Origin of the sequence: Enterobacter sp. BNK-16, from assembly GCF_048684955.1 — a bacterium.
Lineage (GTDB): Bacteria > Pseudomonadota > Gammaproteobacteria > Enterobacterales > Enterobacteriaceae > Enterobacter > Enterobacter bugandensis.
In genome coordinates this window covers 2,318,410-2,345,210 of the sequence record NZ_JBLQTQ010000001.1, presented here as the reverse complement: position 1 = coordinate 2,345,210, position 26,801 = coordinate 2,318,410, and the positions used below count along the sequence as shown (strand labels likewise).

General features: G+C 57.6%; 26 protein-coding genes and 1 pseudogene. 13 read left to right on the top strand and 14 right to left on the bottom strand.

What is annotated here, in order from left to right:
* Positions 1–20: 20 nt before the first annotated feature.
* Both alsS and budA read right to left on the bottom strand, forming a co-directional pair.
* Positions 21–1,742 (bottom strand): acetolactate synthase AlsS, encoded by a 1,722-nt coding sequence (gene alsS, locus ACMGGH_RS11185; RefSeq protein WP_208298099.1) that lies wholly within the window; start codon positions 1,740–1,742, stop codon positions 21–23.
* Positions 1,714–2,493 (bottom strand): acetolactate decarboxylase, encoded by a 780-nt coding sequence (budA, locus tag ACMGGH_RS11180; protein WP_028012263.1) that lies wholly within the window; start codon positions 2,491–2,493, stop codon positions 1,714–1,716. The genes alsS and budA overlap by 29 nt, the downstream gene beginning before the upstream one ends.
* 105 nt (positions 2,494–2,598) lie before the next feature.
* Between budA and ACMGGH_RS11175 the strand changes: the two genes are divergently transcribed.
* A complete protein-coding gene (locus ACMGGH_RS11175; protein WP_048998942.1) occupies positions 2,599–3,480 on the top strand; it encodes a LysR family transcriptional regulator in 882 nt (293 codons plus the stop codon).
* Positions 3,481–3,672: 192 nt separating this feature from the next.
* On the top strand, positions 3,673–4,128 hold the full coding sequence (locus ACMGGH_RS11170) for a hypothetical protein (RefSeq protein ID WP_028012261.1): 456 nt from the start codon (positions 3,673–3,675) through the stop codon (positions 4,126–4,128).
* A gap of 179 nt (positions 4,129–4,307) precedes the next feature.
* On the opposite strand, the gene ACMGGH_RS11165 is transcribed toward ACMGGH_RS11170, so the two are convergent.
* On the bottom strand, positions 4,308–4,880 hold the full coding sequence (locus ACMGGH_RS11165; protein ID WP_048998943.1) for a flavin reductase family protein: 573 nt from the start codon (positions 4,878–4,880) through the stop codon (positions 4,308–4,310).
* A 128-nt stretch (positions 4,881–5,008) separates the two neighbouring features.
* Here ACMGGH_RS11165 and ACMGGH_RS11160 point away from each other — a divergent pair, with 128 nt between their 5' ends.
* Entirely contained in the window at positions 5,009–5,908 is a 900-nt protein-coding gene (locus ACMGGH_RS11160) for a LysR family transcriptional regulator (RefSeq protein WP_045260750.1), read from the top strand.
* A 170-nt stretch (positions 5,909–6,078) separates the two neighbouring features.
* On the opposite strand, the pseudogene ACMGGH_RS11155 reads toward ACMGGH_RS11160, so the two are convergent.
* A pseudogene (locus tag ACMGGH_RS11155) lies at positions 6,079–6,231 on the bottom strand (ketopantoate reductase C-terminal domain-containing protein); the annotation flags it as partial.
* Positions 6,232–6,678: 447 nt separating this feature from the next.
* Here ACMGGH_RS11155 and tssD point away from each other — a divergent pair.
* Genes tssD through ACMGGH_RS11140 form a run of 3 tightly spaced genes read left to right on the top strand, consistent with a single transcriptional unit; the run spans position 6,679 to position 7,968 of the window.
* Positions 6,679–7,170 carry a type VI secretion system tube protein TssD gene (gene tssD / locus ACMGGH_RS11150; protein ID WP_232948787.1) on the top strand — a complete coding sequence of 164 codons (492 nt, stop codon included), beginning with the start codon at positions 6,679–6,681 and terminating at the stop codon, positions 7,168–7,170.
* Positions 7,171–7,180: 10 nt separating this feature from the next.
* Positions 7,181–7,537, top strand: a complete 357-nt coding sequence (locus ACMGGH_RS11145) for a tlde1 domain-containing protein (protein WP_045325586.1) — start codon at positions 7,181–7,183, stop codon at positions 7,535–7,537.
* The gene (locus ACMGGH_RS11140) at positions 7,534–7,968 is read left to right on the top strand and encodes a hypothetical protein (protein WP_232948786.1); all 435 of its coding nucleotides are present in this window, start codon (positions 7,534–7,536) and stop codon (positions 7,966–7,968) included. The genes ACMGGH_RS11145 and ACMGGH_RS11140 overlap by 4 nt, the downstream gene beginning before the upstream one ends.
* Positions 7,969–8,021: 53 nt before the next feature.
* Here the strand turns inward: ACMGGH_RS11140 and ACMGGH_RS11135 are convergent, their stop codons facing one another.
* Complete coding sequence (locus ACMGGH_RS11135; RefSeq protein WP_232948785.1) at positions 8,022–8,912, bottom strand: oxidoreductase; 891 nt, start codon at positions 8,910–8,912, stop codon at positions 8,022–8,024.
* A 104-nt stretch (positions 8,913–9,016) separates the two neighbouring features.
* On the opposite strand from ACMGGH_RS11135, the gene ACMGGH_RS11130 reads away from it, so the two are divergent.
* On the top strand, positions 9,017–10,138 hold the full coding sequence (locus ACMGGH_RS11130; RefSeq protein ID WP_041910994.1) for a YbdK family carboxylate-amine ligase: 1,122 nt from the start codon (positions 9,017–9,019) through the stop codon (positions 10,136–10,138).
* Here the strand turns inward: ACMGGH_RS11130 and ACMGGH_RS11125 are convergent.
* The 3 genes from ACMGGH_RS11125 to ACMGGH_RS11115 form a co-directional block, all read right to left on the bottom strand.
* Positions 10,089–13,223 (bottom strand): efflux RND transporter permease subunit, encoded by a 3,135-nt coding sequence (locus tag ACMGGH_RS11125; protein WP_232948784.1) that lies wholly within the window; start codon positions 13,221–13,223, stop codon positions 10,089–10,091. The two genes, ACMGGH_RS11130 and ACMGGH_RS11125, sit on opposite strands and share 50 nt — an antisense overlap.
* A 9-nt stretch (positions 13,224–13,232) precedes the next feature.
* The gene (locus tag ACMGGH_RS11120) at positions 13,233–14,297 is read right to left on the bottom strand and encodes an efflux RND transporter periplasmic adaptor subunit (protein ID WP_232948783.1); all 1,065 of its coding nucleotides are present in this window, start codon (positions 14,295–14,297) and stop codon (positions 13,233–13,235) included.
* Positions 14,298–14,371: 74 nt separating this feature from the next.
* Entirely contained in the window at positions 14,372–17,080 is a 2,709-nt protein-coding gene (locus ACMGGH_RS11115; RefSeq protein WP_232948819.1) for a cation-transporting P-type ATPase, read from the bottom strand.
* A 488-nt stretch (positions 17,081–17,568) separates the two neighbouring features.
* Here ACMGGH_RS11115 and ACMGGH_RS11110 point away from each other — a divergent pair, with 488 nt between their 5' ends.
* Positions 17,569–17,817, top strand: coding sequence for a DUF1158 domain-containing protein (locus tag ACMGGH_RS11110; protein ID WP_041910998.1), 249 nt, complete (start codon positions 17,569–17,571; stop codon positions 17,815–17,817).
* A gap of 56 nt (positions 17,818–17,873) precedes the next feature.
* Here ACMGGH_RS11110 and ACMGGH_RS11105 read toward each other — a convergent pair whose 3' ends face one another.
* The gene (locus tag ACMGGH_RS11105) at positions 17,874–18,215 is read right to left on the bottom strand and encodes a RamA family antibiotic efflux transcriptional regulator (RefSeq protein ID WP_028012253.1); all 342 of its coding nucleotides are present in this window, start codon (positions 18,213–18,215) and stop codon (positions 17,874–17,876) included.
* Between the two features lie 32 nt (positions 18,216–18,247).
* A complete protein-coding gene (locus ACMGGH_RS11100) occupies positions 18,248–19,351 on the bottom strand; it encodes a RomA family MBL fold metallo-hydrolase (protein ID WP_048960930.1) in 1,104 nt (367 codons plus the stop codon).
* Between the two features lie 190 nt (positions 19,352–19,541).
* Between ACMGGH_RS11100 and ACMGGH_RS11095 the strand changes: the two genes are divergently transcribed.
* The 3 genes from ACMGGH_RS11095 (at position 19,542) to nfsB (ending at position 21,264) form a co-directional block, all read left to right on the top strand.
* A complete protein-coding gene (locus ACMGGH_RS11095; RefSeq protein WP_232948782.1) occupies positions 19,542–20,132 on the top strand; it encodes a TetR/AcrR family transcriptional regulator in 591 nt (196 codons plus the stop codon).
* Complete coding sequence (locus ACMGGH_RS11090) at positions 20,122–20,490, top strand: MmcQ/YjbR family DNA-binding protein (RefSeq protein WP_126300327.1); 369 nt, start codon at positions 20,122–20,124, stop codon at positions 20,488–20,490. The genes ACMGGH_RS11095 and ACMGGH_RS11090 overlap by 11 nt, the downstream gene beginning before the upstream one ends.
* 120 nt (positions 20,491–20,610) lie before the next feature.
* Positions 20,611–21,264 (top strand): oxygen-insensitive NAD(P)H nitroreductase, encoded by a 654-nt coding sequence (nfsB, locus tag ACMGGH_RS11085; protein WP_047367650.1) that lies wholly within the window; start codon positions 20,611–20,613, stop codon positions 21,262–21,264.
* 36 nt (positions 21,265–21,300) lie between these two features.
* Here the strand turns inward: nfsB and ACMGGH_RS11080 are convergent, their stop codons facing one another.
* From ACMGGH_RS11080 to ACMGGH_RS11070, 3 genes are all read right to left on the bottom strand, one after another.
* The gene (locus ACMGGH_RS11080) at positions 21,301–21,588 is read right to left on the bottom strand and encodes a helix-turn-helix domain-containing protein (RefSeq protein ID WP_028012247.1); all 288 of its coding nucleotides are present in this window, start codon (positions 21,586–21,588) and stop codon (positions 21,301–21,303) included.
* Positions 21,569–21,898 carry a type II toxin-antitoxin system RelE/ParE family toxin gene (locus tag ACMGGH_RS11075; RefSeq protein ID WP_028012246.1) on the bottom strand — a complete coding sequence of 110 codons (330 nt, stop codon included), beginning with the start codon at positions 21,896–21,898 and terminating at the stop codon, positions 21,569–21,571. The genes ACMGGH_RS11080 and ACMGGH_RS11075 overlap by 20 nt, the downstream gene beginning before the upstream one ends.
* A 138-nt stretch (positions 21,899–22,036) precedes the next feature.
* Complete coding sequence (locus ACMGGH_RS11070; protein ID WP_232948781.1) at positions 22,037–22,906, bottom strand: helix-turn-helix transcriptional regulator; 870 nt, start codon at positions 22,904–22,906, stop codon at positions 22,037–22,039.
* Positions 22,907–23,013: 107 nt separating this feature from the next.
* Here ACMGGH_RS11070 and ACMGGH_RS11065 point away from each other — a divergent pair, with 107 nt between their 5' ends.
* On the top strand, positions 23,014–24,450 hold the full coding sequence (locus ACMGGH_RS11065; RefSeq protein WP_232948780.1) for an MFS transporter: 1,437 nt from the start codon (positions 23,014–23,016) through the stop codon (positions 24,448–24,450).
* 65 nt (positions 24,451–24,515) lie between these two features.
* Positions 24,516–25,760, top strand: coding sequence for a mechanosensitive ion channel family protein (locus ACMGGH_RS11060; protein ID WP_041911005.1), 1,245 nt, complete (start codon positions 24,516–24,518; stop codon positions 25,758–25,760).
* Here ACMGGH_RS11060 and ACMGGH_RS11055 read toward each other — a convergent pair whose 3' ends face one another.
* A complete protein-coding gene (locus ACMGGH_RS11055; RefSeq protein WP_420299121.1) occupies positions 25,761–26,732 on the bottom strand; it encodes a LacI family DNA-binding transcriptional regulator in 972 nt (323 codons plus the stop codon).
* Positions 26,733–26,801 lie beyond the last annotated feature (69 nt).

Below are 26,801 nucleotides of genomic sequence, written 5' to 3'. Positions count from 1 at the left end.
TTCTCTGTCCTTATGTTGATTCACAAAATCTGGCTGAGATGGAGCTGGCCCATCAGCAGCGGGTTATCGCTGTAGTCGACGGGAATGGCCACCACGGCCGGGCCATCGACATCCATTGCGGCACGCAGCGTCGGTTCGAGCGCGTCGGCGCTCTCCACGGCAAAGCCTTTCGCGCCAAAAGCGTCGGCATAGGCTTTGAAGTCGACCGGGCCGAACTCGACGCCGGAAAGACGCTGGTATTTTTTCTCTTCCTGAATGGCAACCATGTTGTAGGCGTTATCCACCCAGATGATGTGCAGCACGTTGGCGTTGAGGCGTACGGCGGTTTCCAGCTCCATGCTCGACTGCAAAAAGCCGCCGTCCCCGGAAACCGACACCACCTTGCGCCCCGGGTTGACCAGCCACGCGCCAATCGCCCACGGGAGCGCCACGCCCATGGTCTGCTGACCGTTGGAGATCATCACCTGACGCGCGCGGAAGCTGTAGAGGTAGCGGGCGATCCAGATGTGGAAGCTGCCCATATCGACGGTCAGCGTCACGTCGTTATTCACGATGTCCTGCATGGCGCGCACGATGCGCAGCGGATGCAGGGCAAACTGGTTAAGCGATGCGCCGCGGCGGTCGAGGAGGTCCCGCTGATGCTGGCGATCGACCAGAATTTCCGAGGCGCGCTGGCTCAGTTCAAGCTTGTGCTCAATGCGGCTGGCGAGCAGGTTCAGCGTGGCGGCGATATCCCCCACCAGCTCCAGATCGGGAACATACTTGCGCTCCTCATAGGCAGGCAGCACGTCGATGTGCACCAGCGTGGCGTCGCCGCTGTTCCACATAGAAGGCTCGTACTCCACCGGGCTGTAGCCGATGCAGATAATCAGATCCGCCAGATGCAGCAGCCGGTCGCCCGCCTGGTTGTTAAACAGGCCGACGCGTCCGGCAAAGCGGGTGAAGTGTTCCTGATTCACCGCCCCGGCGGCCTGGTAGGTGCTGGTGACCGGGATACGGCTTTTCTCCAGCAGCTTGCGCAGCGCGGCGCTGTTGGCGGGCTGGCTGGCCATCAGGCCGAGTAAGATGACCGGGTTTTTGGCCTTTTCAATAAGCTTCGCCACGTCGTTAATGGCGGATTCCGGTGCTGGCCCCATCAGCGCCGGACCGCTGGCGGGCAAAATCGCCCCCGTGGTGGGCTGGTCGACAATATCCTGCGGCAGGCTGACAAACGCCCCGCCCGGCCTGCCGTGCTCGGCGGCGCGAAACGCGTTGGACACCACCTCGGCAATCGCGTCCGGGGAGTTCACTTCCACGGCGTATTTCGTCACCGGGCTGAACATCGCGACGGTGTCCATGCTCTGATGCACCAGCTTCGCTTTATCCGCCCGCTTCACCGCCCCACCCAGCGCTACCACCGGGTCGCCTTCGCTGTTGGCGGTGGCAATACCGGTGATCAGGTTCGAACAGCCCGGTCCGGAGGTGACCAGCGCCACCCCGGCTTTGCCGGTCAACCGCCCTACTGCCGCCGCCATAAACGCCGCGTTGGCCTCGTGGCGTACGGGAATGATCTCAATGGAGGAGTCCAGCAGGGAATCAAAGACCTTGTCGATTTTTGCGCCCGGGATCCCGAACACCTGCTTCACGCCCTGCGCTTCCAGCTGGCCGACAACCATATCGGCGCCGTGCGCCCACTGACGTGACTGTTTCTCACTGTTCACGGTAGTACTCCTGTTAGTTTTCGACGGCGCGGATAGCCGCATCAAGGTTGCTGGGGTGCAGGTTGGCCTGTAAAAACGCGCTGTCGGCGGGCAGGTCGATCATCAGCTTGTGAATTTCACCGAAGGTGAGCACGCCGCTCTCCAGCTGGTAGTCAAGCAGATGGCCGCCGCCCTGTCGGTCGTCGGTGATGAAGTGTTCGTGATAGCCCGCCACGTTTATCCCCTGCATATGCTGCGGGGTACGGAACCCCACCAGCACGCCCTCGCGCTGGTTAAAGCGGAACACCGGCTGGTCGTCCAGCACGTCGGTCATCGCCCGGTACGGCGGCGTCTGGCGCGGTACGGTGCGGGTGTGGGCATGGCGGAAGTTGCCGTCGATGCGCAGCGCGCAGAACAGGTTGTCGGAGGGGATCTGCTGGTCGATCACGTCGTGGATCTGCTGACGGCTGACCGGCCCGTCGAAGGTTTTGCGGTACTGCGGCTGGAACCAGGTCATCACCGCGAACGGCGTTTTTTGCTCCGGCTTCGCGGCGCGGGCGCTGCCGTCGGCGCGCAGCTGGTACACCTGGCTGCTGAAGGCAATCATTTCGCCGTCCAGCTCGTTAAAGGTGCCGAGGCCAAAATCGCCGTGTGCCAGCAGGTCGGCGATGGTGGTCTCCCCTTCGTAGACGCCGCTTAGCAGGGCGCTCATTAGCGATGTCTGATAGATCACGCTGTCAGGATGTTGAGCCGAGAACCCGCGCAGGGTCTCGCATAAACTCGCCTCACAGTCGCATGCAGATGAATGCATCATCATGCTCGTCCTCTTCAACTTTATTTATAAAGGTTAAATAAATGTTGACCCGATTCAGCAGAGAGTTCCAATATAGAATCCATGCTGGTTTGAGACGTTTTTGATATGGAACTTCGTTATCTGCGCTATTTTGTCGCGGTAGCACGCGAGCGACACTTCACCAGGGCGGCCAACGCGCTGGGTATTTCACAACCTCCTCTGAGCCAGCAGATCAAACGGCTTGAGGAGGAAGTGGGCACGCCGCTGTTCAGGCGCCTGACGCGGGGCGTGGAGCTGACCGAGGCGGGAGAAGCCTTCTATGAGGACGCCTGTAAGATCCTGGCGCTGAGCGACGCCGCGCTGGAGAAAGCCCGGGGCATCGCGCGCGGGCTGAACGGCAGCCTGTCGATTGGCATTACCAGTTCGGATGCCTTTCATCCCAAAATCTTCGCCCTGATCCGCCAGTTTCAGGTGCAGAACATGGCAGTGCAGGTTCACCAGGTGGAAGCCAACATGTCGTCGCTGACCACGATGCTGGCGGAGGGTGAGCTGGATATCGCCTTTGTGCGCCTGCCGTGCGAAAGCAGCAAGGTATTCGAATTAAAAATCCTCGACCGGGAGCCAATGGTGGTGGCGCTGCATCGCGATCATCCCCTGGCAACGTGCGGCGATCTGGCGCTGGAGGAACTTCGGGATACGCCGGTGGTGCTGTTCCCGCAGGAGGTCGCGCCGGGGCTGTATGACCGGGTTTACGGCTGCTGCGAGCGGGCCGGAATAAACGTGCAGCGCGCGCTGCAGTCGTCGCAGCTTTCCTCTTCCCTGAGCATGGTCTCCGCCGGCGGCGGGTTCGCGCTGGTGCCGAAATCCATGGCGGCCATTTCACCGCCGAATGTCACCTACCACGCGCTGCGCTCGCCGGAGCTTTATACCGATATCGCGCTCTGCTGGCGGCGCTTCGAACGTTCGCGGACGGTGAAGCGGTTTCTGGCGATGATGAGCGAGGATTAATGGTGCGGCGGTGCCCGGAAATGCCGTTCTGGAAGCCGCCTCGCAAACCTGCAAGCAACCTTATGTAATTCAGGGTTATCGCTTTTCATCCCTTGTTTATGGTCGTAAAGTGCCTGCGTTGCGGCACAACCGTAACCGGGCGTAGGAACCCGTTAGCATAACATGACATTTTTTAGACAAAGAGGATGCTAAATGGCGACTACCCCTGAATTTTCCTACGCGCTTTCTGAGGAAAGCGTTGTTCATCAGCTCATCAACCACCCAATTTCCGATTCTGCGGATCTCTTCGAACTGGCCGATGCCTGCGCCGCTTACGTAAGCGTACTGGTGGAAACTTACGACGCAGTGACATTTGCCACGCTATGCGAGCGACTGCTGGCTGCGCTGAAACGGCTGCGCGAGTGCTGCGACTCAGAACTTCCACCGTATCTGGTGGAACGGCTCATTGCGGGGGAAAAGATAACCTCCTGCGTGCCAGAATGCTGGCAAGAAACGGCGCTACAGGTGGATTATGCCGTGGCGTTAACGCTGGCAGTAATGGGCGGGACATTACCTGCGAGCGTGGCGAAAGAGCTCACCGGGCTGTTGCATGATATGGTCTGGCTGCTGGCGGAGTTTGTGAAGGAGCCTTATATAACGGCGCACTGAGGCGGGTGATGGGTGGCCGGGGTTCTGCTGGGGTAAAAAGCAGGACTTTGGCCTTACTCAAAGTACAGAGTAGTGTGTTGAATGTCCGTTAAGAGCGAAAAGCGGACATCTTAATTGTTTTTTTTGCTACTACCTCTATGTAGCCATGTTATATGGCTACATTTATACAGAAGTAAGGATTAGTCTTTTCCCGGACCATAATTAAATTTTGTACCTTTGCCAATGGCATAAAACTGTCCACCAGCTACGTAATGGACAGTACGTAATTCATCAGGCGCATCATCAAAAATCCAGTGCCCATTTCTGAAAACGCGGTCATCACTCCATGCTCCGACAATTTCCCCCAAGAACAAGTTGTGCTGCTTTTCATTTTCTTCATTGGGTATGACCTTACATACTAACCAGCCAGCGCAACCTTCAACTAGAGGCAGATCAAACTCTTTCTGATAAAATAGTGGGATTTTACTATTTTTTTCTGGTGTGTCGGAATAACTGTGGCCTCCAGCATATAAAACCATTTCCATCTGATTTACTACTGGGATCTGGACAGCGTAATATCCGCTTTTTTCTACAAGCCCGCGAGTAAATGCCTGTGGACCTATAAAAGCCATCACTTTGTTATTACCTACTAATCCCACCCAGGCCGCTGCCATGACATTTTCAATGCCATCATTTTTAGCCGATATCATCGTGGTTGGCCCGACCTGTAATAAACGATAGGCTTTGTTTAACTCTACTGGTTGAATTGACATAATTTACTCTTTTGAGTTCTGATAAAAAGTAAGACAGGTTACTTATTTGATTGTTCGATTATATGGCTGGAATAGTTGCAAATTAATTGCTATTATCAAAATACATTATTGCAAATTTCACAATAATCATGAACAAACTTGATGCACTAAAATTTTTCATCATCGCCTCTGAAACCTTGAACTTCCGCGAAGCAGCCATCAAACTGTCGGTTTCACCATCAGTAGTAACCCGAACAGTCGCTGAGTTGGAGAAACAACTTGGTGAACCTTTATTCAAACGCAATACTCGTTCTATCTTTCTCACCAGTTTCGGCGAACTATTTTTACCCCAAGCGAAGCGACTGCTGGAAGATTCTGAAAAATTATTTCAGATGGCGAAAGATGATAATGAAATGAAAGGTATTGTTCGCATCACATTACTTCGATTTCCAAATCATGAACAAATCTTGTATGAACTCTTGACTGCACTACGCCCCTATCCTGAGTTATTTATCGACTGGCGTTTAGATATGATGAAACTTGATACTATTGAGCATCGTATCGATATAGGTATACGCGTAGGGCGAGAACCTAATCCAAACTTTATCATTAAAAACATCGGACAAGTTGAACATATTTTGGTTGCATCCCCTGAACTTATTGAGCGTCTGGGAGCACCTACTGATTTAGAAGATCTTCGACAGCGTTATCCATTCAGTGGTTTAATTAATCCTGAGACGGGAAAATCATTTGAGTTTATGAGTGACGCAGTGAACACTTTTGTCCCTCGTCATATTGAGTTTTATACTACAGACCCATACGCCGAAATTCAGGCTGCATTGGCCGGAAAAACGGTTGTACAATCCAGCGATTTTATCTGTAGGGAGTACTTAGCAAGCGGCCAACTAGTTCCCCCACTGCCAGAACTCCGACAGGAGAAATGGCAATTTTATTTATATCGACCTTACCAGCTGATTACTCCCAAAAGGGTGACGGTCGTTTTCTCGCTATTAGAAAAAATATTACGCAAATATTTCACATCAAAATAATATTCTCCTCAACGTCTGCTGCTGGCACAGAGCGGACATTCATATTCATCTCCCTTCCTCTCTATCGGCCCGCCTCCACTCTCAGGTATGAATGCGTTTATCATTTTGTTTAGAAAAGCGATGGGCAGCACGGCCGCCCATTACTTTGCCGAATGGAAAAACAGCGGCCGTTAGCCCGGCCCCTCGCTCCCCGCCGCCAGCAGCGGCACCACCACGTCGCTGATGGGCACCGCAATGCCGTGTTTGCGGCCGTAGCGCTGGATGACGCCGTTGCGGATATCCCACTCCATCGGGCGATCCGCCTGACGGTCGGCCAGGAATGACAGCATAAAAGATCTGCACTGGCAGCTAACCAGACGGCTATATAAGCATCGGAAGTAGGATTTTCTGCTTAACCTCTTTAACCGTTTCAGGCATGTCGCTAGGGATTTGCGGGTATTCTGACGAACCGTTATGAGCTTTAACCAATCAATAAAATCGTTAAATAGATATAAACCTAATAACAACCCAAATATTTATTAGACTTTCAATCAATATTTACTTAATTAATACTTAAGTAAAACCACGGCATTAAACATTAATAAATTTTCCAGTTTCTAACCGTAAGATCCCACATTTTATTAATTTATATCAACGAAAATGCAGATCATTTCATATCCAAATCGTACAAAAATTGACGACCCACTTTATAAGCGCTAGCGTCACCATGGTTACCTAACCAACTTAACCAAAAGGCTTTTTCAGGATTTTTTAAATGGAGTTTTATACAAATGGCTATTCCCGCTTATTTATGGCTCAAAGACGACGGTGGTGCCGACATCAAAGGCTCTGTCGATATACATGGTCGTGAAGGAAGTATTGAGTTAATCGCACTGAACCACGGCGTAATGCAATCCACGGACAAGCATAACGGCAAAGCAACAAGTCTTCGCGTCCATTCCCCTTATTCTTTCGATAAAGAGATCGACGCCTCCAGCCCCTATTTGTACAAGGCTGTCAGCACAGGTCAGAAGCTAAAATGCGCAGAGGTAAAGTTTTACCATATCAACGATGCCGGCCAGGAAGTGGAATATTTTTCCAGCCTTATGGAAGGAGTGACGATCGTCAGCGTCTGTCCAATGATGCTTGACGTCAAAGATCCTGACTATGAGAAACATAACCATCTTGAGCTGGTAGAACTGCTGTATGAAAAAATTACCTGGCGCTATGTCGACGGTAACATCATGCATTCTGATAGCTGGAATGATCGCAAAACGGCATAAGGAGAACGTTATGGTATGGAAGTATGAGCAGTCTACCGGCAAGATGTATAAAGACGGCAAATTAATTGAAACCGGATATTCCGGAGCTCTTACGAATAAAAACAACCCGGACCGTCAGCATGTAAAGGGACTGGGGCCACTGCCTCGCGGGACATATAAAATCGCGGGTCATTCGAATTCAAAAGGACCAATTACAATCATCCTTGAGCAAACCTCCGGAGAGAGTTTTGGTCGCTCAGAATTCCGCATTCATGGTGACCACAAGTATGGTCCAGCCGGGTTTGCATCAGAGGGGTGCATCATTCTCTCACTGTCAACGCGACGTAAAATCCTTCGTGACGGCGGTGACCTTGAGGTCGTGCGATGAAATACCCTACCGTACTCCTGCTATGTGCGCTCGCCGTCCCAGCCATTGCAGCCAGCAATGACTGGCCCTCAGCACTTAATGGAATCGCCTCTGGTGATGCAAACTGGATAGCGCAAGCCCCAACGCTGGCTGCCACGGCAGACGTCAAACAGGCGCAACAGCTGGAGGACGCCTTAGCCGCAGCGCTCATAACAAACACGAACGCAACGCTGAAAGCGCTCCGCACCATTGACGCCGGAAAGTGGCCGCACATGGTAGGCAGCGATATTGTCTGCACGCCGCCTCTAGAGAAATCCCCCGAAGAAATCGACGCGTTCTATCAGCGTACCCGCCAGGCGCTGCTGGAAACGTTTGACGGTGCTCAGTGCCTCTGGATTCTGGAGGCAACCATGGAAGAGTTGAAAGCAGAGAAAGCCCGTCAGGCTAAGTAGAGACGCTACCCGGCGCACAACGGCCGGGTCTTTCCTTCACTCCAGACCCAGGCTCACCCCGGCCCCTCGCTCCCCGCCGCCAGCAGCGGCACCACTACATCGCTGATGGGCACCGCAATGCCGTGTTTGCGGCCGTAGCGCTGGATGACGCCGTTACGGATATCCCACTCCATCGGGCGATCCGCCTGGCGGTCGGCGAGAATCGACGTACCCAGGTCCTCAGGCGCTTGCTGGAAGTTCGCCAGGATCTCCTGCGCCACCTCATCGTTCAGCTTCGCCCCCTCAGCGCGGGCGACGGTCAGCCCTTCGCGCAGGTAGGCCAGCGCCAGCTCGCTGACATCCTCGCGCCTGAACATCCCGGCGCGGCGGTTGGCCAGCACCATCAGCCCGGCGACCGCGTTTTGCAGCAGCTTGCGCCAGGCGACGGTGGCGAAATCTTCCGAGAGCTCAACCGCGCAGCGCGTATCACGAAGCGCTTCGACCACCCGCTGCGCCTGCGGTGCGTCCGGCAGCGTAAGGCGCGGTTTGGCGCGCAGCCAGACGGAGGCATCCGGCTCGCGCTGCGCCGGGAACCAGACCACCGACGGCAGCACCGTTGCGCCACTGACCAAAGGCTCAAGCTGCGCCTTCTGCTCTACGCCGTTTTGCAGCGCGCAGACCACGGTGTTTTCATCGCACAGCGCGCGCAGCCACCCGGCGCTGTCGGAATTTTGCGTCGTTTTTACCGCCACAAAAACAAGATCTGCGGGGCGAGTAATGACGGACGGATCGGTGAATACCGGACCGGGCACAACCGTTTCCCCCTCGTCGTAACGCAGGCGTAATTCCGGATGCGCGGTGCGTCCGCACAGCAGCGGCGTGCGGCCAGCGTCATGCAACACCGCGGCAATGGTGGTGCCAATCGCACCGGGACCAATCAGCGCAATGGTTGGATGGTCAGACATGAGTCACTCCCCTTTTGCTAAGCCTGCTATCAGTTATACCACCCTGAGACGAGCGCGCCACACCCGTTGTCTATACTCAACATTCACAGACAACGGAGTGCGCCATGCCTTTACCTGATTTCAAATCCTCTGAACCGTTCACCCTCGGCATCGAACTCGAACTGCAGGTGGTTAACCCGCCGGGCTACGATCTGAGCCAGGACTCCTCTGCCCTCATCGCCGCCGTCAAAGACGACATCAAAGGCGGTGAAGTCAAACACGATATCACCGAAAGCATGCTCGAAATCGCCACCGGCGTGTGCCAGAACATTGACCAGGCGGCGGCGCAGTTCTCGGTGATGCAGCAGAGCATCCTGCGCGCGGCGGCGGAGCAGCACATCCAGATCTGCGGCGGCGGGACGCACCCGTTCCAGAAGTGGCAGCGTCAGGAGGTGTGCGACGACGAGCGCTATAACGTCACGCTGGAGCGCTTTGGCTATCTGATTTTGCAGGCGACGGTGTTCGGACAGCACGTGCACGTCGGCTGCCGGACCGGGGATGACGCCATTTATCTCCTGCACGGCCTGTCGCGCTTTGTGCCGCACTTTATCGCCCTGGCGGCCGCCTCGCCGTACATGCAGGGCACCGACACGAAGTTCTCCTCGTCGCGGCTCAACATCTTCTCCGGGTTCCCGGATAACGGCCAGATGCCGTGGGTTAACAGCTGGCAGGAGTTCGAAGGGCTGTTCCGCCGCCTGAGCGCTACCAGCATGATCGACAGCATTAAAGATCTGCACTGGGATATTCGCCCCAGCCCGCATTTTGGCACCGTGGAGGTACGGGTGATGGATACCCCGCTGACGCTCGGCCACGCGATTAACATCGCCGGGCTGATCCAGGCGACGTCCCACTGGCTGCTGACCACGCGGCCGTATAAGCATCAGGAGCGGGATTTTCTGCTGTACCGCTTTAACCGTTTTCAGGCGTGTCGCTACGGGCTGGAGGGGGTTCTGACGGACGTGCATACCGGCGAGCACAAAACCGTGGCGGAGGATATCGCCTGGCTGCTGGAGCAGGTTGCGCCGTCGGCCGAAAAGCTCGGCGCAACGAGCGCCATCAAGGAAATTGCCCTGCTGTTAAAGCAGGGCAAGAGCGAGGCGCAGCGCATGCGGGACTTCATCGCCGACGGCGGCTCGCTTATTTCTCTGGTTCAGAAGCACTGCGAGCTGTGGGCGACGAGTCCGTAAGGCCGTGGCCCCACTCGCGCAGGCGCTGGAACAGCACGAACAGCGCGGGGATAAACACAATCCCTACCACGGTTGCCACCAGCATGCCGCTGAACACCGTGGTGCCAATGATGCGGCGGCTCTGGGCACCCGCCCCGGTCGCCAGCATCATCGGCAGGACGCCGATGATGAACGACACGGCGGTCATCATCACCGCGCGGAAGCGGCGCGATGCCCCTTCCCGCGCGGCATCGACAATCGCCATCCCGTCCATCCGCCGCGCGCGGGCGAACTCCACGATAAGAATCGCGTTTTTAGCCGCTAACGCGATCAGCAAGACCAGACCGATCTGCACGTACACGTCGTTGGCGTAGCCCGCCAGCCACAGCCAGACCAGCGCCCCGCCGATGGCGAACAGCACCGAAAGCATCACGCTCGCCGGGAGCGTCCAGCTCTCGTACTGGGCGACGAGGAACAGCCACGCCATCACCACCGCCGCCAGCACAATCCATACCGCCTGGTTGCCGGTCTGCTGCTCCTGATACGACATGCCGCTCCAGGCGTAGTCGTACCCGGCAGGCAGGCTCTGCGCCAGAATTTCGCCCATCGCCGCCATCGCGGTGCTGCTGCTTACCCCTTCCGCTGCTGAGCCGCTTACCGATACCGACGGGAACTGGTTGTACTGCTGGATAAATGGCGCGCCGACGGTCGGCGTGATGGTGACGAGGTTGCTCAGACGCACCCGCTCGCCGCTGTTGCTACGCACGAACAGCTCGCTGATTTGCTCCGCGCGCTCGCGCCACTGCATCTCGTTCTGCATCACCACGTGGTAAACGCGGTTGTTGACGCTGAAATCCCCGGCGCGGGTGCCGCCGAAGGCGGTTTGCAGGCTGCTGAAGATGCGCGACACCGGCACGTCGAGCCGGGCCGCACGCTCGCGGTCAACGGTCAGCGTCAGCTGCGGCACGTTGCTGCTCCAGGTGGTGAACACGCGGCTCAGCTGCGGATGCTGGTTGGCTTTTGCCAGCACCTCACGCGTGACGCGCTCCAGCTCCGCCGGGCTCTGCCCCGCCTGCGCCTGAATGCGCAGGTCGAAGCCAGAGGCGTTGCCCAGCCCCGGCAGCGTCGGCGGCGCGAAGGTCATGATGGTCGCTTCCGGCAGGGCCAGCAACTGGCGCTGAAGGGTGCCCATCACCTCATCCAGCGGCGGGCGCTCGCTCCAGTCCTTCAGCATGATGGAGATAAACCCGCCGTTCGACGCGCTGGTACCATTGAGGATGTTAAACCCGGAGACCTGAATGACGTCTTCCACCGCCGGGTTTTTAGCAATCAGCTCGCGCGCGGTAGCCATCACCGCTTCGGTGCGCTCCAGCGAGGCCGCTTCCGGCAGCTGGACGCTGGCGAAGAAGTAGCCCTGATCTTCCTGGGGCAGGAAGCCCTTTGGCATCGACATAAAGCTGAACGCCACCACCGCCGCCGCGCCTGCGGTGGCCAGCAGCGCCAGCCACGGACGCCGGTTGAATACGCTCACTATCCGGGTGTAAAGCGTGCGCGTGGCGTCCAGCCCACGGTTGAACCCACGGAAAATGGCGGCAGGCTTCGCCGGACGCGGGCGCAGTAGCATCGCGCAGAGCGCGGGCGTCAGGGTCAGCGCCACCAGGCTTGAGAGCGTGACGGCGGTGGAGAGCGTCACCGCGAACTGGCGGTACAGCTCGCCCACAATTCCCGGCAGGAGCGCTACCGGCACAAACACCGCCAGCAGCACCAGCGTGGTAGCAATCACCGGCCCGGCAATCTGGCGCAGCGCCAGCGCGGTCGCCGCCGTGCGGCTCTGCCCTTCCGCCATCAGGGTTTCGACGCTTTCCACCACCACGATGGCATCATCCACCACCATGGTCAGCGCCAGAATAATGGCGAACAGGCTCAGCGTGTTGGCGGAGTAGCCGAGCGCGTAGAGCACCGCAAAGGTGCCCACCAGCGACACCGGAATGGCGAGGGCGACAATCAGCGTCGCGCGCCAGCTTTGCAGGAACAGGGACACCACGACCACAACGGCCAGCATGGTCAGCGCCAGCGAGACGCCAATCTCTTTAATGGTGGCGGCAACGAAGGTGGTGGTGTCGAATTTTACCTCGTAGACCAGGTCGTCCGGGAAGCGCGTCGAGAGACGCTCCAGCTCCGCGCGCACCGCGTCGGCCACGCGCAGGGCGTTGGCGGACGGCGTTGGGTAGATGCCAAGGTAAGCAGAGTCATGCCCGTTCAGCTGGGCACCCGAGCTGTAGCTGCGCGAACCGAGCTCGATGGTGGCGACGTCCTTCAGGCGCACCAGCTGGCCCATCTCCCCGGCGCGAATAATGATGTCGGCAAAGTCTTCGGCCTGGCTTAAGCGCCCCAGACCGTTGATGGTCAGGGTCTGCTGCTGGCCGTTAAACACCGGCGGCGTGCCGACCTGGCCTGCCGCCCCCTGCACGTTCTGCTCGCGCAGCGCCTGCGCCACGTCATCGCTGGTCACGTTCAGGGCGTTCATGCGGTCCGGACGCAGCCAGATGCGCATGCTGTAGTCCCGCGCGCCAAACATCTGCACCTGTCCCACGCCCGGCAGACGCGACAGCGCCTCGCGCACCTGCGTGCTGGCGTAGTTGCTGACAAACAGCGGCGTGTGGGTGTTGTTCGGTGAGTAAAGGCTTACACCCATCATCAGGTTGGTGGCGCGCTTGCGCACCTGCACGCCGTTTTGCTGTGCCTCGGTCGGCAGCTGCGCCACGGCCTGCGCCACGCGGTTTTGCACGTCGATGGCAGCAAGGTCCGGATCGGTCCCCGCCGCAAAGGTGATGTTCAGGCTGTAGGTGCCTTCATCCGAGCTGGTGGACTCCATATAGAGCATGTGATCCACCCCGTTAAGCTGCGTCTCCAGCGGCGTGGCGATGGCCTCCGCCACGTCAGCCGAGCTGGCGCCCGGCCAGCTGGCAGAAACATTCACCACAGGCGGGGTGATCTGCGGGTACTGCTCCACCGGAATGATCCTCAGCGCGATGGCCCCCAGCAGGGTGATGACCAGCGCAATCACCATCGCGAAGCGCGGGCGTTTGATGAAAAACGTCAGCATGATGGCTCCTTAATTGAGTATCTGGACGGCAGCGCCGGGCTGCACGCGCTGCGCGCCGTCGGTAATCGCTCGCTCACCGGGCTTCACGCCGGAGGCAATCTGAAACTGCTGGCCGATCTGCCCGGCCACGCTCAGCGGGCGCCTTTCGGCGTTGCCGTCGGCGTTAACGACCCAGGCAAAGTAGCCGTCGCCGTTCTGCTGGACCGCGGCGGCAGGCAGCGTCAGCACCGGCAGCTCGCTCGCCGGACGCAGATAGACATTCACGTTGCCGCCGGGCAGCAGCTGGTGGCGCGGGTTAGCGAACTCGGCGCGCAGCATCACGCTGGCGGTGCGCGGATCGATCCGGTTGTCCACGGATGTCAGTTCCCCGCCGACGCGCTGACCGTTGCTGTCGATCAGCGCCTGCCAGGCCTGCTTCATGGCGCTGATATCTGCGTGCTGTCCGGCTTTGGTGGCAAACGCGCCCTCTTCCAGCGCAAAGGCGATGCGAATGGGATCGAGCTGGACCACCTCCACCAGCACGCCGCTGGCAGGATTCACCAGGCTGCCCACGTGGAACTGGCTGTGGCCCACGCGACCGTCAATCGGCGAGGTGATGCGGGTGTAGTTCAGGGTGACGCTGCGGGTGTCGAGCCGGGCTTTCGCCTGCTCCAGCGCGGCGCTCGCCACGTCGCGCTGCATGCGGGCGTTGTCCACGTCGTGACGGCTGATGGCGTTGCTGCTGCCCAGGCTTTCGAAGCGGGAAAGCTGCTGCTGCGCCTGACGCAGCGTGGCTTCAGCGCTTCTCACTTCAGCCTGCGCCAGACGCAGGGCAGCGCGCGGCTCGGCGTCGTCCAGCTCGAACAGCACGTCGCCTTTTTTCACGTACTGCCCGTCGCGGAAGTTGATTTTCGTTATCACGCCTTCCGTACGCGCGCGCAGCTCAACGGTGTGAATGGCTTCGATGCGGCCCGGGATCTGGCGCTCGGCGGCATGGGCGGTCTGCTCCACGGTGGCGACGCGAACGGGAATAGCCGCGGCGAATGCGGGCGGCAGCGTGCAGGCGAGGAGTGCGAACAGAAGCGGGAATTTCATTAAGAAGTACCTCAGTGTTTTCCCCTCACCCTAACCCTCTCCCCAAAGAGGAGAGGGCCGGGGTAAGGTTTTCGTTATGCAGCCTTACGGAACCTGCGGGTCAGTCGCTTCTCGATTTCGACGATGAAGAACATCACCCCAGCCACCGCCAGCGTCACGAACCAGTAGCGCAGCGGCAGCGCTTCGGTGCCGAACAGCATCTGCATAAACGGCAGGTAGATAATGGCCGCCTGGAGCAGGAACAGTACGCCCGTCACCAGCCAGATCCCTTTGTTCGCCAGCAGGCCGCGGTTGAGGGAGAACCCTTCGGTGTTGCGGCAGTTAATCATGTACACCCACTGGGCGCAGACCAGCATCTGCAGCAGCACGGTGCGGATGAACTCCGCGCTGTGCCCGCGCGGGGCCAGCCAGGCTTCAAGCGCAAAGGCGGCGATGGCAATCATGGTGCCGACGAAGGCCACGCGCCATACGGCGTAGGCATCCATCACGTGCTGCCCGGTCTGGCGCGGCGGGCGGCGCATGATGTTGCGCTCGGCGGCCTCAAAGGCCAGGCCGAAGGAGAGCGTGGCGGAGGTCGCCATGTTCATCCACAGAATCAGCACCGGCGTTAGCGGAATGATGTTCCCCGCCAGCAGCGCAATCACAATCAGCAGCCCCTGCGCCAGGTTGGTCGGCATGATGAACAGGATGGTTTTCTTCAGGTTGTCGTAAACGCGACGCCCCTCTTTCACCGCGCTGGCGATGGTGGCGAAGTTATCATCCGTCAGGACCATGTCCGCCGCCTCTTTGGTGACTTCCGTGCCTTTGATGCCCATCGCGATGCCGACGTCCGCCTGGCGCAGCGCCGGGGCATCGTTTACGCCGTCGCCGGTCATGCCGACGATCTCGCCTTTATCCTGCAACGCTTTCACCAGGCGCAGCTTATGCTCCGGGCTGGTACGGGCGAAGATGTCATACTTCACCGCCGCTTCCGCCAGCTCGGCGTCGTCCATTTTCTCCAGCTGATAGCCGGTGACCGCCTGCTCGCTGTTACTGATCCCCAGCATCTGGCCGATGCTCATCGCCGTCTGCGGGTGATCGCCGGTAATCATCTTGACGCGGATCCCCGCCTGCTGGCAGGCGTTAATCGCATCAATCGCTTCCGGGCGCGGCGGATCCATCATTCCGGCGATGCCGAGGAAGATCAGGCCGTGGCTCAGGTCGTCGTGCGTCAGCTCCTGCTCGCCGTTCGCCGGCTTGAACGCCGCGGCGACCATGCGCAGCCCCTGACGCGCATAGCGCTCCATCTCCGTTTCCCAGTACGCACGGTTGAACGCTTGCGCACCGTTACGCGTCTGCTGCTGGTTGCACAGGGCGAAAATGACGTCCGGCGCGCCGGTAATCAAAATCTGCTCCTCACCGCCAATCTGGTAGTGGGTGCTCATATACTTGTACTGCGAGTCGAACGGGATCTTGTTAACCAGCGTGGTCGCCACCGGCTCAAGGCTGGCCTTCGCCGCCAGCACCTTCAGCGCGCCCTCGGTCGGCCCACCAGTAATGCCCCACAGGCCGCGCTCGTCCTGAATCAGCTGGCTGTCGTTGCACAGGTCAACGGTGCGCAGATACTGCTCCAGGACGGTGCCCGGCTGGATCTGCACCGGCTCGTCGCTGCCTTCCAGGTAGATATTGCCTACCGGCTCGTAGCTGTTGCCGTCCACGCGGTAGCAGACGTCGGCGGTGATGATGGCTTTTACCGTCATCTCGTTCATGGTCAGGGTCCCGGTTTTATCCGAGCAGACCACGGTCATCGCGCCCAGCGTTTCAACCGTCGGCAGCTTGCGGATAATCGCCCGCTTGCGTGCCATCGCCTGTACGCCCAGGGAGAGGATGATGGAGATAATCGCCGGCAGACCTTCCGGCACGGAGGCGACCGCCAGGCTAATCAGGGAGAGCAGCAGCTCGCCCATCGGGATCTCGCGAAACATCAGGCTGAAGATGAACAGCGCGGCCATCATCGCCAGAATAATGACGAAGATGGCTTTACCGAGCTTGTCCATCTGCACCAGCAGCGGGGTACGGTGCTTTTCAATGCCCGCCATCATCTGGTTGATGTGGCCGAGTTCCGTATCCTTACCGGTCGCGGTGACCACGCCGACGCCGCCGCCTGCGCTCACGGTCGTCCCGGAAAAAACCATATTGGTGCGGTCGCCCAGCGGTAATTCGCCGCTCAGCGAATTCGTGTGTTTATCCACCACGGTGGACTCACCGGTGAGAATCGCCTCCTCCACGCGTAAATTATGCGCTTCGATTAAACGCATATCCGCCGGAATACGATCCCCCGCGCGCAATACAATAATATCGCCCGGAACTATTTCCGTCGTCGGTATGGTTTCATGGCTGCCGTTACGAATAACGCGCGCCTCGCTGGAAAGCATATTGCGAATACTCTTCAGCGATTTTTCTGCGTTGCTTTCCTGAATATGGCCAATTAGCGCATTGATGACCGCCACGCCCAAAATTACCAGCGTATCGACCCAGTGCCCCATTACCGCCGTTAATACCGCGGCGGCCAGCAGAACGTAAATCAGCACATCGTTAAAATGGGCCAAAAAACGCAGCCAGGCGGGTTTACCTTTTTTCTCCGGCAGCGCGTTCGGCCCTGTTTTTTGCAGACGCGCCTGCGCCTCTGCACGATCCAGACCGCTGGCCTGGCTCTGCACGTGGGTAAGCGCCTGCTCTGCGGTCTGCTGGTATGCCAGCCCGCCGGAAGGCGGCACGTTTGGGGAGTATTTTTTTTCGGTCATCATATTTTTCCTTCAATATCCGGTGAACAGAAGCCTGAATTCCTTTCTGGCTTAAATAAATTGATTTTAAAGTCTTGCGGGTAAAATTGATCTACCGCAATATATTTACCACTGGGTTATTCAAAATTGATTAAAATTATTTCGACGAGCTGATTTTTACAAAATATTTCTAAACCAATCCTAAACGAGGGGGAACCATGTTTGGTATTTATCGCGGACGGCGCCTGGCGTTATACATTGTCGCAGCCATTGTTATTGCGACGTTAATTGGATATAGCACCTATATGTTTGTAAAATTATTTTCGTGATGCAGACATTTATTTACATAGCGCGATATTAATTTAATCATCAGGATTAAATTATTCTCCTTCCGCGCATTATTCTTCGAGGGAAGGAATTATTTAATTAAAAAAGGGCCGCCGGGTTGATATTGCTTTACGTTAAAGGATGCCGGACAATGACATTTTTAACTGACGATTAACATTACGATGAAACACCCGTTGGAATCGCTGCTGACTGCGGGGGGCATTTTATTGATGGCCCTGATCTCTTGCTTACTGCTACCCGCGCCGTCGCTGGGTCTGGTGCTGGCGCAGAAGCTGGTTCAAACCTTTCATATGGTCGATCTGAACCAGCTCTACACCATTTTGTTCTGCGTGTGGTTTTTACTGCTCGGCGCTATCGAATTCTTCATCCTGCGTTTCGTCTGGCGCCGCTGGTTTTCACTGGCGTCGTAGGCCAATAAAAAAGCCGGGTAGCAGCGATGCCTTACCCGGCCTTTGTTTCGTCAATTTCAATGCGCCCGACTATGGTTCTCTTTGCGGTAAGCCCCGGGCGGCTGATGGAAGGTGCGGGTAAAGATGCGCGTAAAGGTCTGCTGCGATTCAAAGCCGTAGCGCAGGCAGATTTCGTACACGCGCTCGTCAGATTCACGCAGATCCCGCGCCGCCAGCAGAAGCTTGCGCTCGCGGATGTAGCGCCCCAGGCTTTCGCCTTTGTACTGCATAAACAGCCGCTGTAAATGCCACTTGGAGTAACCCGCGTGGCGGGCGATCTCTTCGATGCGTAGCGGCTGGTGTAGGTTGTCATCGATCCATTCGACAATCGTATCAATGACCTGAGCGGAAATCGTCATGCTGCTCTCCCCCTCTGTTTCTTGGTTCAACATTATTCCCACCACTCACGAAATTGTTGCGTGCTATCGCTCACCCGGACCGGCTCACCCAGCTCCGGCGTCAGCAGCCGATAATTTTTGTCCTTGCTGGCCCGCGCCAGCTGGATCAGCGGATCGTTCCAGGTGTGTTTCGCCAGCACGAAGCGTCCGTTATGCCCCGGCACCACCGCTTTCGCATTGAGGTCCGCCGAGGCCTGCGCCGTTTCATCCGGCAGCATGTGGATGTACTTCCAGTCCTGGTCGTACTGGCCGTTTTCCATGATGGCTAAATCGACTTCACCAAACTGCTCGCCGATGGCCTTAAAGTGCGGGCCATAACCGGAATCGCCGCTGTAGTAGACCTTCTGCTCTGGCGTGACAAACATGAAGCTGCCCCACAGGGTCTGGTCACGCTTAATGCCGCGCCCCGAGAAGTGGCGCGCGGGCAGGACATGAACCGTCAGCGCATCGCTGATGTGCACCGACTGGTTCCAGTCCCGTTCGTCGATAATTTCAGGCTTCATTCCCCAGTAGCGCAGGTGGGATCCCACGCCGAGCGGCGTAACGACGCGCTTCACCTTCGGCAGCAGCGCCCGGATGGTGGCGTAGTCCAGATGGTCGTAGTGATCGTGCGAGATAATCAGCAGGTCGATTTCCGGCATGCTCTCCGCGCGCCACGGATACTCTCCCGCAAACGCTTTATTGAGGAACGAGAACGGCGCGGCGTAGTTGCCGAGGACCGGGTCGATCAGAATGCGTTTTCCCGCCAGCTGCATATACCACGAGGAGTGGCCGAGCCACACCAGCGTATCCTGCTCCAGAGGCAGGCTCGCCAGATCGGTTTTCACCAGCGGCAGCGGCTGCGCCGGACGAGCGTTTTCGGTTTTACGGGTCAGGAACTGCCACCACGCCACCAGCATGTTTTGCTGCCCGGTAAAGCCAGGCGTCGGGAGCGCGTTGTGGAACTTCCCGTCGCGATAGTGCGGAGAAGCCTCCACTTCGGTGAGCTGCGCACCCTGCGGCGGCTGGCCAAATCCGGCATTCAGAACAAACGGTAAACTCGCAGCTGAAGCAATAATCATGAGGAACACCACGCAGATGAAGAGAGGCTTTTTCATATCCTGACCCGAAAACGCGCGCCATCCGATGGTTTACGCGAGGGAAACTTGATTATGAGTGAGTAAGCACTCATTATAGATATGATGATAAAGTCGTCAAGACGTTTTCGATCTTTGACATTCCGCGTTGCAGCGTGTCAAAACACGTGTTTCAATCAGGGTTTTTATAATTGAAAGGGGGAAAAATTTAGTGGCACGTCCGAAGAGTGAAGATAAAAAACAGGCCTTACTGGAAGCCGCGACGGTGGCATTTGCACAGTCAGGTATTGCCGCCTCAACGGCGTTAATTGCCCGTAATGCGGGCGTCGCTGAAGGCACGCTGTTTCGCTACTTTGCTACTAAAGACGATCTGCTGAATGCCCTTTACCTGCACCTCAAGCAGGATCTCTGCCAGACCATGCTGGCGAACCTCGATCGCACCCTCACGCTTCCTAAAGAGCATACCCGCAATATCTGGAACAGCTACGTGGACTGGGGGATTCGTAACCCCGTGGCGCATGCGGCGATCCGCCAGATTGGCGTGAGTGAAAAGCTGAGCGCTGAAACGGAACAGGCGGTGAAAGAGATGTTTCCGGAACTTCACGAGCTATGCCGCCGTTCGGTGCGCCCGGTGTTTATGTCCGATGAATTCAAAACGTTTGGCGATGCGCTTTTCTTATCGCTGGCGGAAACCACCATGGAGTTTGCCACCCGCGATCCGTCCCGCGCCAACGATTTTAAAGCGCTGGGTTTTGAAGCCATGTGGCGCGGGCTGGCTCAGGAGGATAACGATGGACAGTAAATCCCTGCAGGCGCACGCAAAACGCGTCGCGCTGGAGATGCCTTTCACCGAACACTGCTGGCCGTTTGGCCCCGAGTACGACGTGTTTAAGGTGGGCGGGAAAATTTTTATGCTGATGGCCACCGCGCACGGACGCCCCCACGTTAGCCTGAAATCCGACCCGGAAAAATCCCTGTTAAATCAGCAGATTTACCGTGGCGTTGAGCCGGGCTACCACCTCAATAAAAAACACTGGATTTCGCTCTACGGCACCGAGGACATCACGCCAGAACTGGTCTCCGACCTGATCGAGGATTCGTGGAACCTGGTCGTCGATAAGCTGCCGAAAAAAGACCAGAAATGGATACGCCCTGCCTGATTGTTCGTCTGTGCCGAACAGTATAACCGCTCGAATCGCACTTATCTTTTGCCGCTTCGCGCGGTAATCTGCTCTCCTTTCGCGCCCGCGCACGGGCGAATTTCATTACCAGGAGTAGTTATGGATATCATTTCTGTCGCCCTGAAACGCCACTCTACTAAGGCGTTCGACCCAACCAAAAAACTGACCGCTGAAGAAGCAGAGAAAATCAAAACCCTGCTGCAGTACAGCCCGTCCAGCACCAACTCCCAGCCGTGGCACTTCATTGTGGCCAGCACCGAGGAAGGTAAAGCCCGCGTGGCGAAATCCGCGGCGGGCACTTACGTGTTCAACGAACGCAAAATGCTGGACGCCTCTCACGTGGTGGTGTTCTGCGCGAAAACCGCGATGGACGACGCCTGGCTGGAACGCGTTGTCGACCAGGAAGAGGCCGATGGCCGTTTCAACACGCCGGAAGCTAAAGCCGCGAACCATAAGGGCCGCACCTACTTCGCCGATATGCACCGCGTGGATCTGAAAGATGACGACCAGTGGATGGCGAAACAGGTTTACCTGAACGTCGGTAACTTCCTGCTGGGCGTGGGCGCGATGGGTCTGGACGCGGTGCCGATTGAAGGCTTTGACGCGGCGATTCTGGATGAAGAGTTTGGCCTGAAAGAGAAAGGCTTCACCAGCCTGGTGGTGGTCCCGGTCGGGCACCACAGCGTGGAAGATTTTAACGCCACGCTGCCGAAGTCTCGTCTGCCGCTGAGCACGATTGTGACCGAGTGCTGATCGTTTCGGGCACGCCCGCTTGAGGCGTGCCCGTTTTCAATAAAGCGTAATCTGCGGATGCTTTATCCCGCACACCAGCGCATAACGCGTTAATGTATCGAGACTCGCCCGGGTAATATTCGCTTCCATTCTTGAAACCGTTGGTGCGCTGACGCCCATCCGCTCCGCCACCTGGGCGCGCGTCAGGCCAGCATGATTGCGCCATTGCGCCAGCATCTCCCGCAAACGCTCCTTGCGCTCTTCTGCATCAAAGGAAGCCTGAACCTCTGAATCGCTTAACAGTTCAGCCCTGAGTTCATCCCAGTCAATAATCTTCTTGCTCATCCAACATCTCCTGTTGTCGCTTCAGTGCCAGACGAAGTTCAGCAGAGGGCGTTTTTTGCGTCTTCTTAACAAACACGCGCAAAAGAAAAATCGTCTTTTCCCGCTGGTAAACATAGATACCTCGGGTATGGATCAGCCCAACGGTCCTTATTTCAAACAGGCCATGCGGCAATGGTTTGCTGTCAGGTTCCCGAAGAGCCGTCGGGTTTAAACGCAATTTATCAAGCTGGCGAATCAGCTTCGCCTTCACCCCAGCAGGCAGTAAGAGAATCTCTTCCCTTACCGCCTCATGAACGATAAGTCTGAACACGATATTTCATCCCTGATGATATTAGCATATAAGGCAATTTGCATTAAAGGCTAATTTAGCTTTTCGTGTCCCACCTTACCCATTTTTAACAGGAAGAACCGGATCCGCTTCGATTCCCTGAAAGCGCCTCGCAAAAACTTATTTCCCCTGCCCGGCCAGCCATTCCATCGCCCTTTCCCCCGCCTCATCCACCGGGAGATACACCAGCAGCCGCGATCCGTTTCGTGGCGCGGAGTACCAGTACATCTGCTGCAGCGTAAAATCTCCCAGTTCTGGATGGGTAAACAGCTTGAGCTGGTTCTCCACGCCGCGCACGTCGTTGCGCTGGTGCCACAGGATTTTGAACTCTTCGGACACCGCGAAGAAGCGCGCCAGTTTGGCTTCCCACAGCGGGTCGCCCCGGTGCTCGGCCATTGCCGCGCGGAAGTAGGAGACGAAAATCGGCAGCACGTCGTCGCGTCTGCCGAGACGCGCACGCCACGCCGGATGGGTAAGGAACAGGTAAATACAGTTGCGGTCTTCCGGCGGGATGGCGTTGAAATCGACGCCCATGAGATGCCCGAAGCTGTCATTCCACGCGACGATGTCGAAGTTGGGCTTCTGAATGCTGGCGGGTTTAGGCATCAGGGTATCCAGCAGGCGGCGCGTGCCTTCGCTGATGCCCTCGCAGCAGACCGCCTGCGGGGCTTCTCCCGGCGGCAAGCCGGCGAGCACGAAAAGATGCCGGGCCTCGGTCGGGGTGCACTGCAGCGCTTTTGCGATGGCGGCCATCACTGCGCTGGAGGGGTTGACGTCCCTGCCCTGCTCAAGCCAGGTGTACCAGGTCACGCCCACGTCAGCGAGCATCGCCACCTCCTCCCGGCGCAGGCCCGGCGTGCGCCGCCGACCGCTGCGCGGCAGGCCGAGACGCTGGGGATCGAGGCTTTCCCGCCGGGCGCGTAAAAATGCCCCCAGCTGTTTTCGGGTGTCATCCTGAAGTGAGGTGACGGGTTCAGACATCAAGGCCATAAATCCCCCTGCATGGTAGTGCCAGTACCAGTATAAGCAAGAACTGGTACCCGTTTATCAGATGGTTGATGCTACGACCATCTGATGAATGACGCAATGGAGTTACCATGAATACGTCAGTTGTTTCACCGGGTCGCGCAGGCCTGATATTGCTGTTAACCGGCCAGATGCTGCCGATGATTGATACCTCAATCACCAACGTGGCGCTGGACGCCATCACCCACTCGCTGCACGCCACCGCCACCGAGCTGGAGCTCATTGTCGCTCTCTACGGCGTGGCCTTTGCCGTCTGCCTTGCGCTCGGCAGCAAGCTGGGGGATAACCGTGGCCGCCGTCGCCTGTTTATGTGGGGCGTGGCAGTTTTTGGGCTGGCCTCGCTGCTGTGCGGGATGGCGGGAAATATTGAACAACTGCTGGCCGCACGCATCGTTCAGGGCGCGGGGGCAGCGCTCATCATGCCGCAGATCCTCGCCACGCTGCACGTCACGCTAAAAGGTAGCGCCCACGCGAAGGCCATTAGCCTGTTTGGCGGCATTGGCGGGATTGCGTTTATCGTCGGGCAGATGGGCGGCGGCTGGCTGGTGTCGGCGGATATCGCCGGGCTGGGCTGGCGTAACGCCTTCTTTATCAACGTGCCGATTTGTCTGGTGGTGCTGGCGTTAAGCCTCCGCTACGTGCCGGAAACCCGTCGTGAAACGCCGTCGCGCATCGACTGGACAGGCACCGTGCTGCTGGCCCTCATTCTTTGCTGCCTGCTGTTCCCGATGGCGCTCGGTCCGCAGTGGCACTGGCCGTGGTCGCTGAAGGTTATGCTTCTTGCCATTATTCCGCTGGCCTGGCTGATGGCGCAGAACGCACGCAAAAAGGAGAGAGAGAATGCCCATCCGCTGATCCCGCCACGCCTGCTTCAGCTTCGCAGCGTTCGCTTTGGCATCGTGATTGCGCTGCTCTTTTTCAGCGTCTGGTCCGGGTTTATGTTCTGTATGGCGCTGACCATGCAGACCGGTCTGGGGATGGCGCCGTGGCAGTCCGGGAACAGCTTTATCGCCCTGGGCGTGACCTATTTTATCTCTGCCTGGTTCGCGCCGCGGTTGATTGCCCGCTACAGTACCAGCACGATTCTGCTGACGGGTCTGGCAATTCAGATAATCGGCCTGCTGGCGCTCATCGCGACGTTCCGGCTCTGGGGCGTGAACAACACCGCGCTGACGCTGGCCCCTGCCACCGGGCTGGTCGGCTACGGCCAGGCGCTGATTGTAAACAGCTTCTACCGCATCGGGATGCGCGACATCCAGCCTGACGACGCAGGGGCCGCAAGCGCCATTCTCAGCACGCTGCAGCAGGCCGCGCTGGGTCTGGGACCGGCCATTTTCGGGGCGATTTTGCTGCACGGGCTGCAGAATTACCACGGGGATTACGCGCAGGCGATTAACCTTTTCCTGGCGGTGGAAACCGGCCTGATGGTTATCCTGACTCTGGCGACGCTGCGCATGCGTCATCGTCTCTGCCTGCCGGTAGTGAAGGTCTGTGAGGCCGCCAAATAACCCTGTGAATTTGCATAATAGATCCGCAGCCGCCATTATGGGGCTGCATCAATACAGGAGACGTTATGCAGGAATTAATTGCTCAGGTTGAAGAGTTAGGGATTGAAATTAATCACACCACCTCTTTAGTGATTATCTTTGGTATTATTTTTCTCACCGCCATCATTGTTCATTTTATTTTGCACAAACTGGTGCTGCGCGCATTCGAGAAACGCGCGCAGGCCAGTAGCCATTTATGGCTGCAAATCATTACCCAGAATAAATTATTTCACCGTCTGGCCTTTACCCTGCAGGGGATAATCGTCAACGTTCAGGCGGTACTGTGGCTGCAAAAAGGCAGCGAAGCGGCGGAAATACTCACCACCTGCGCGAAGCTGTGGGTGATGGTGTATGCCCTGCTCTCCTTCTTCTCGCTGCTGGACGTGATATTTAATCTGTCGCAAAAGATGGCGACCGCCTCGCAGCTGCCGCTGAAGGGGATCTTCCAGGGCATTAAGCTGGTGAGCGCTATCCTGGTGGGGATCTTGATTATCTCCCTGCTGATCGGCCAGTCCCCGGCGATTCTGATCAGCGGTCTGGGTGCCATGGCCGCCGTCCTGATGCTGGTGTTTAAAGACCCGATACTCGGCCTTGTGGCGGGTATTCAGCTTTCCGCCAACGACATGCTCAAGCTCGGCGACTGGCTGGAAATGCCGAAGTACGGCGCTAATGGTACGGTGACGGACATCGGCCTGACGACCGTTAAAGTACGCAACTTCGATAACACCATCACCACCATTCCGACGTGGGCGCTGGTCTCCGACGCCTTTATCAACTGGAGCGGGATGTCCGCCTCCGGCGGGCGACGCATCAAGCGCAGCCTGAATATCGATACCACCAGCATTCATTTTCTCGACGAGCAGGAGCAGCAGAAGCTGATTCAGGCGAAACTGCTGAAGCCCTATCTGGCCGCGCGGCATGAGGAAATTAGCCTGTGGAATCAGCAGAACGGCGAAGGGGAATCGGTATTAAACCTGCGCAAGATGACCAATATCGGCACCTTCCGCGCCTACCTGAATGAATATCTGCGTAACCATCCGCGTATTCGTAAAGATATGACGCTGATGGTGCGCCAGCTGGCGCCGGATGCCAACGGGTTGCCGATTGAAATATATGCCTTTACCAATACGGTAATCTGGGCGGAATACGAAGATATTCAGGCCGATATCTTCGACCATATTTTCGCGGTAGTGGATGAGTTTGGCCTGCGTATTCACCAGTCGCCGACCGGGAACGATATTCGCTCCCTGGCAGGCGTTATTGCCAGATAATCAGGTGCTGGCGCGGGAAATAAAGCGCCAGTCCATCATCACCCTTTCCGTGGGCGCATCCGGGTTGTCGATTTTGTTTAAGAGAAGATTGACCGCCTTGCGCCCGATATCACGTGACGGCTGTTCGATGGTGGTAAGTGAAATCATGTCCGCCAGCTCAGTACCGTCAAAGCCGACCACGGCAATATCCTCTGGCACCCGCAGACCTGCCTGCTGAATGGCGCGCAGCGCGCCCGCTGCCAGCGTATCGGAAACGGCAAATACTGCATCCGGCGGATTATCTTTTAACAGGTTTTGCATCGCCGCCATGCCCGCCCCGGAGCTGAGATCGCTGGCATACTCCACCGCCTGATAGTCCAGATCCTGCAGGTGGATCACGCTCTTGTAGCCGCGTTCGCGCAGGCGAGCATATTTGTAGCTGAGATCGTGGTTGATCATCGCGATACGCTTGCGGCCGCCGTCGGCCAGCTGGCTGACGGCATGCTGTGAAGCGTCCACATCATTGATGCCGACGCAGGAGACCGCGCCCGCATCGGCATATTCGGCGCACTGCACCCACGGTGCAGAACCAATCAGCGCGGCAAGTTCCGGCAGCTTCGAGAAGGCGTCCATGGTGATAATGCCGTCGACGATTTTGCCGGAGAGCAGGCTCAAGCCCGAGCGGGAGCGCTCGATGTCCGAGCCGGAGTTGCATAGCAGAATGCGGTAGCCGTTTTTCTCCGCCTCGGCTTCGATGCCCTTCACCACTTCGGCGCAGAACGGGTTGGCGATGTTGGACACCATCACCAGGATCATATAGCTGCGAGCGGTGCGCAGCTGTCGGGCGAGCAGGTTTGGCTGGTAGTTGCTCTCCTGAATCGCCTGCAGAACGCGCTCGCGGTTTTTCGCCTTCACGGTGTCGCTGTTATTCAGCACGCGGGAGACCGTCGCCACGGAAACCCCGGCCAGCTGAGCGATTTTCTGAATTGACATAGCGACGATACATCCTGCGGTTAGCGTTTTGTGCAGGCTACCATAAATTTGTTGCCCGGCGAACCGGGC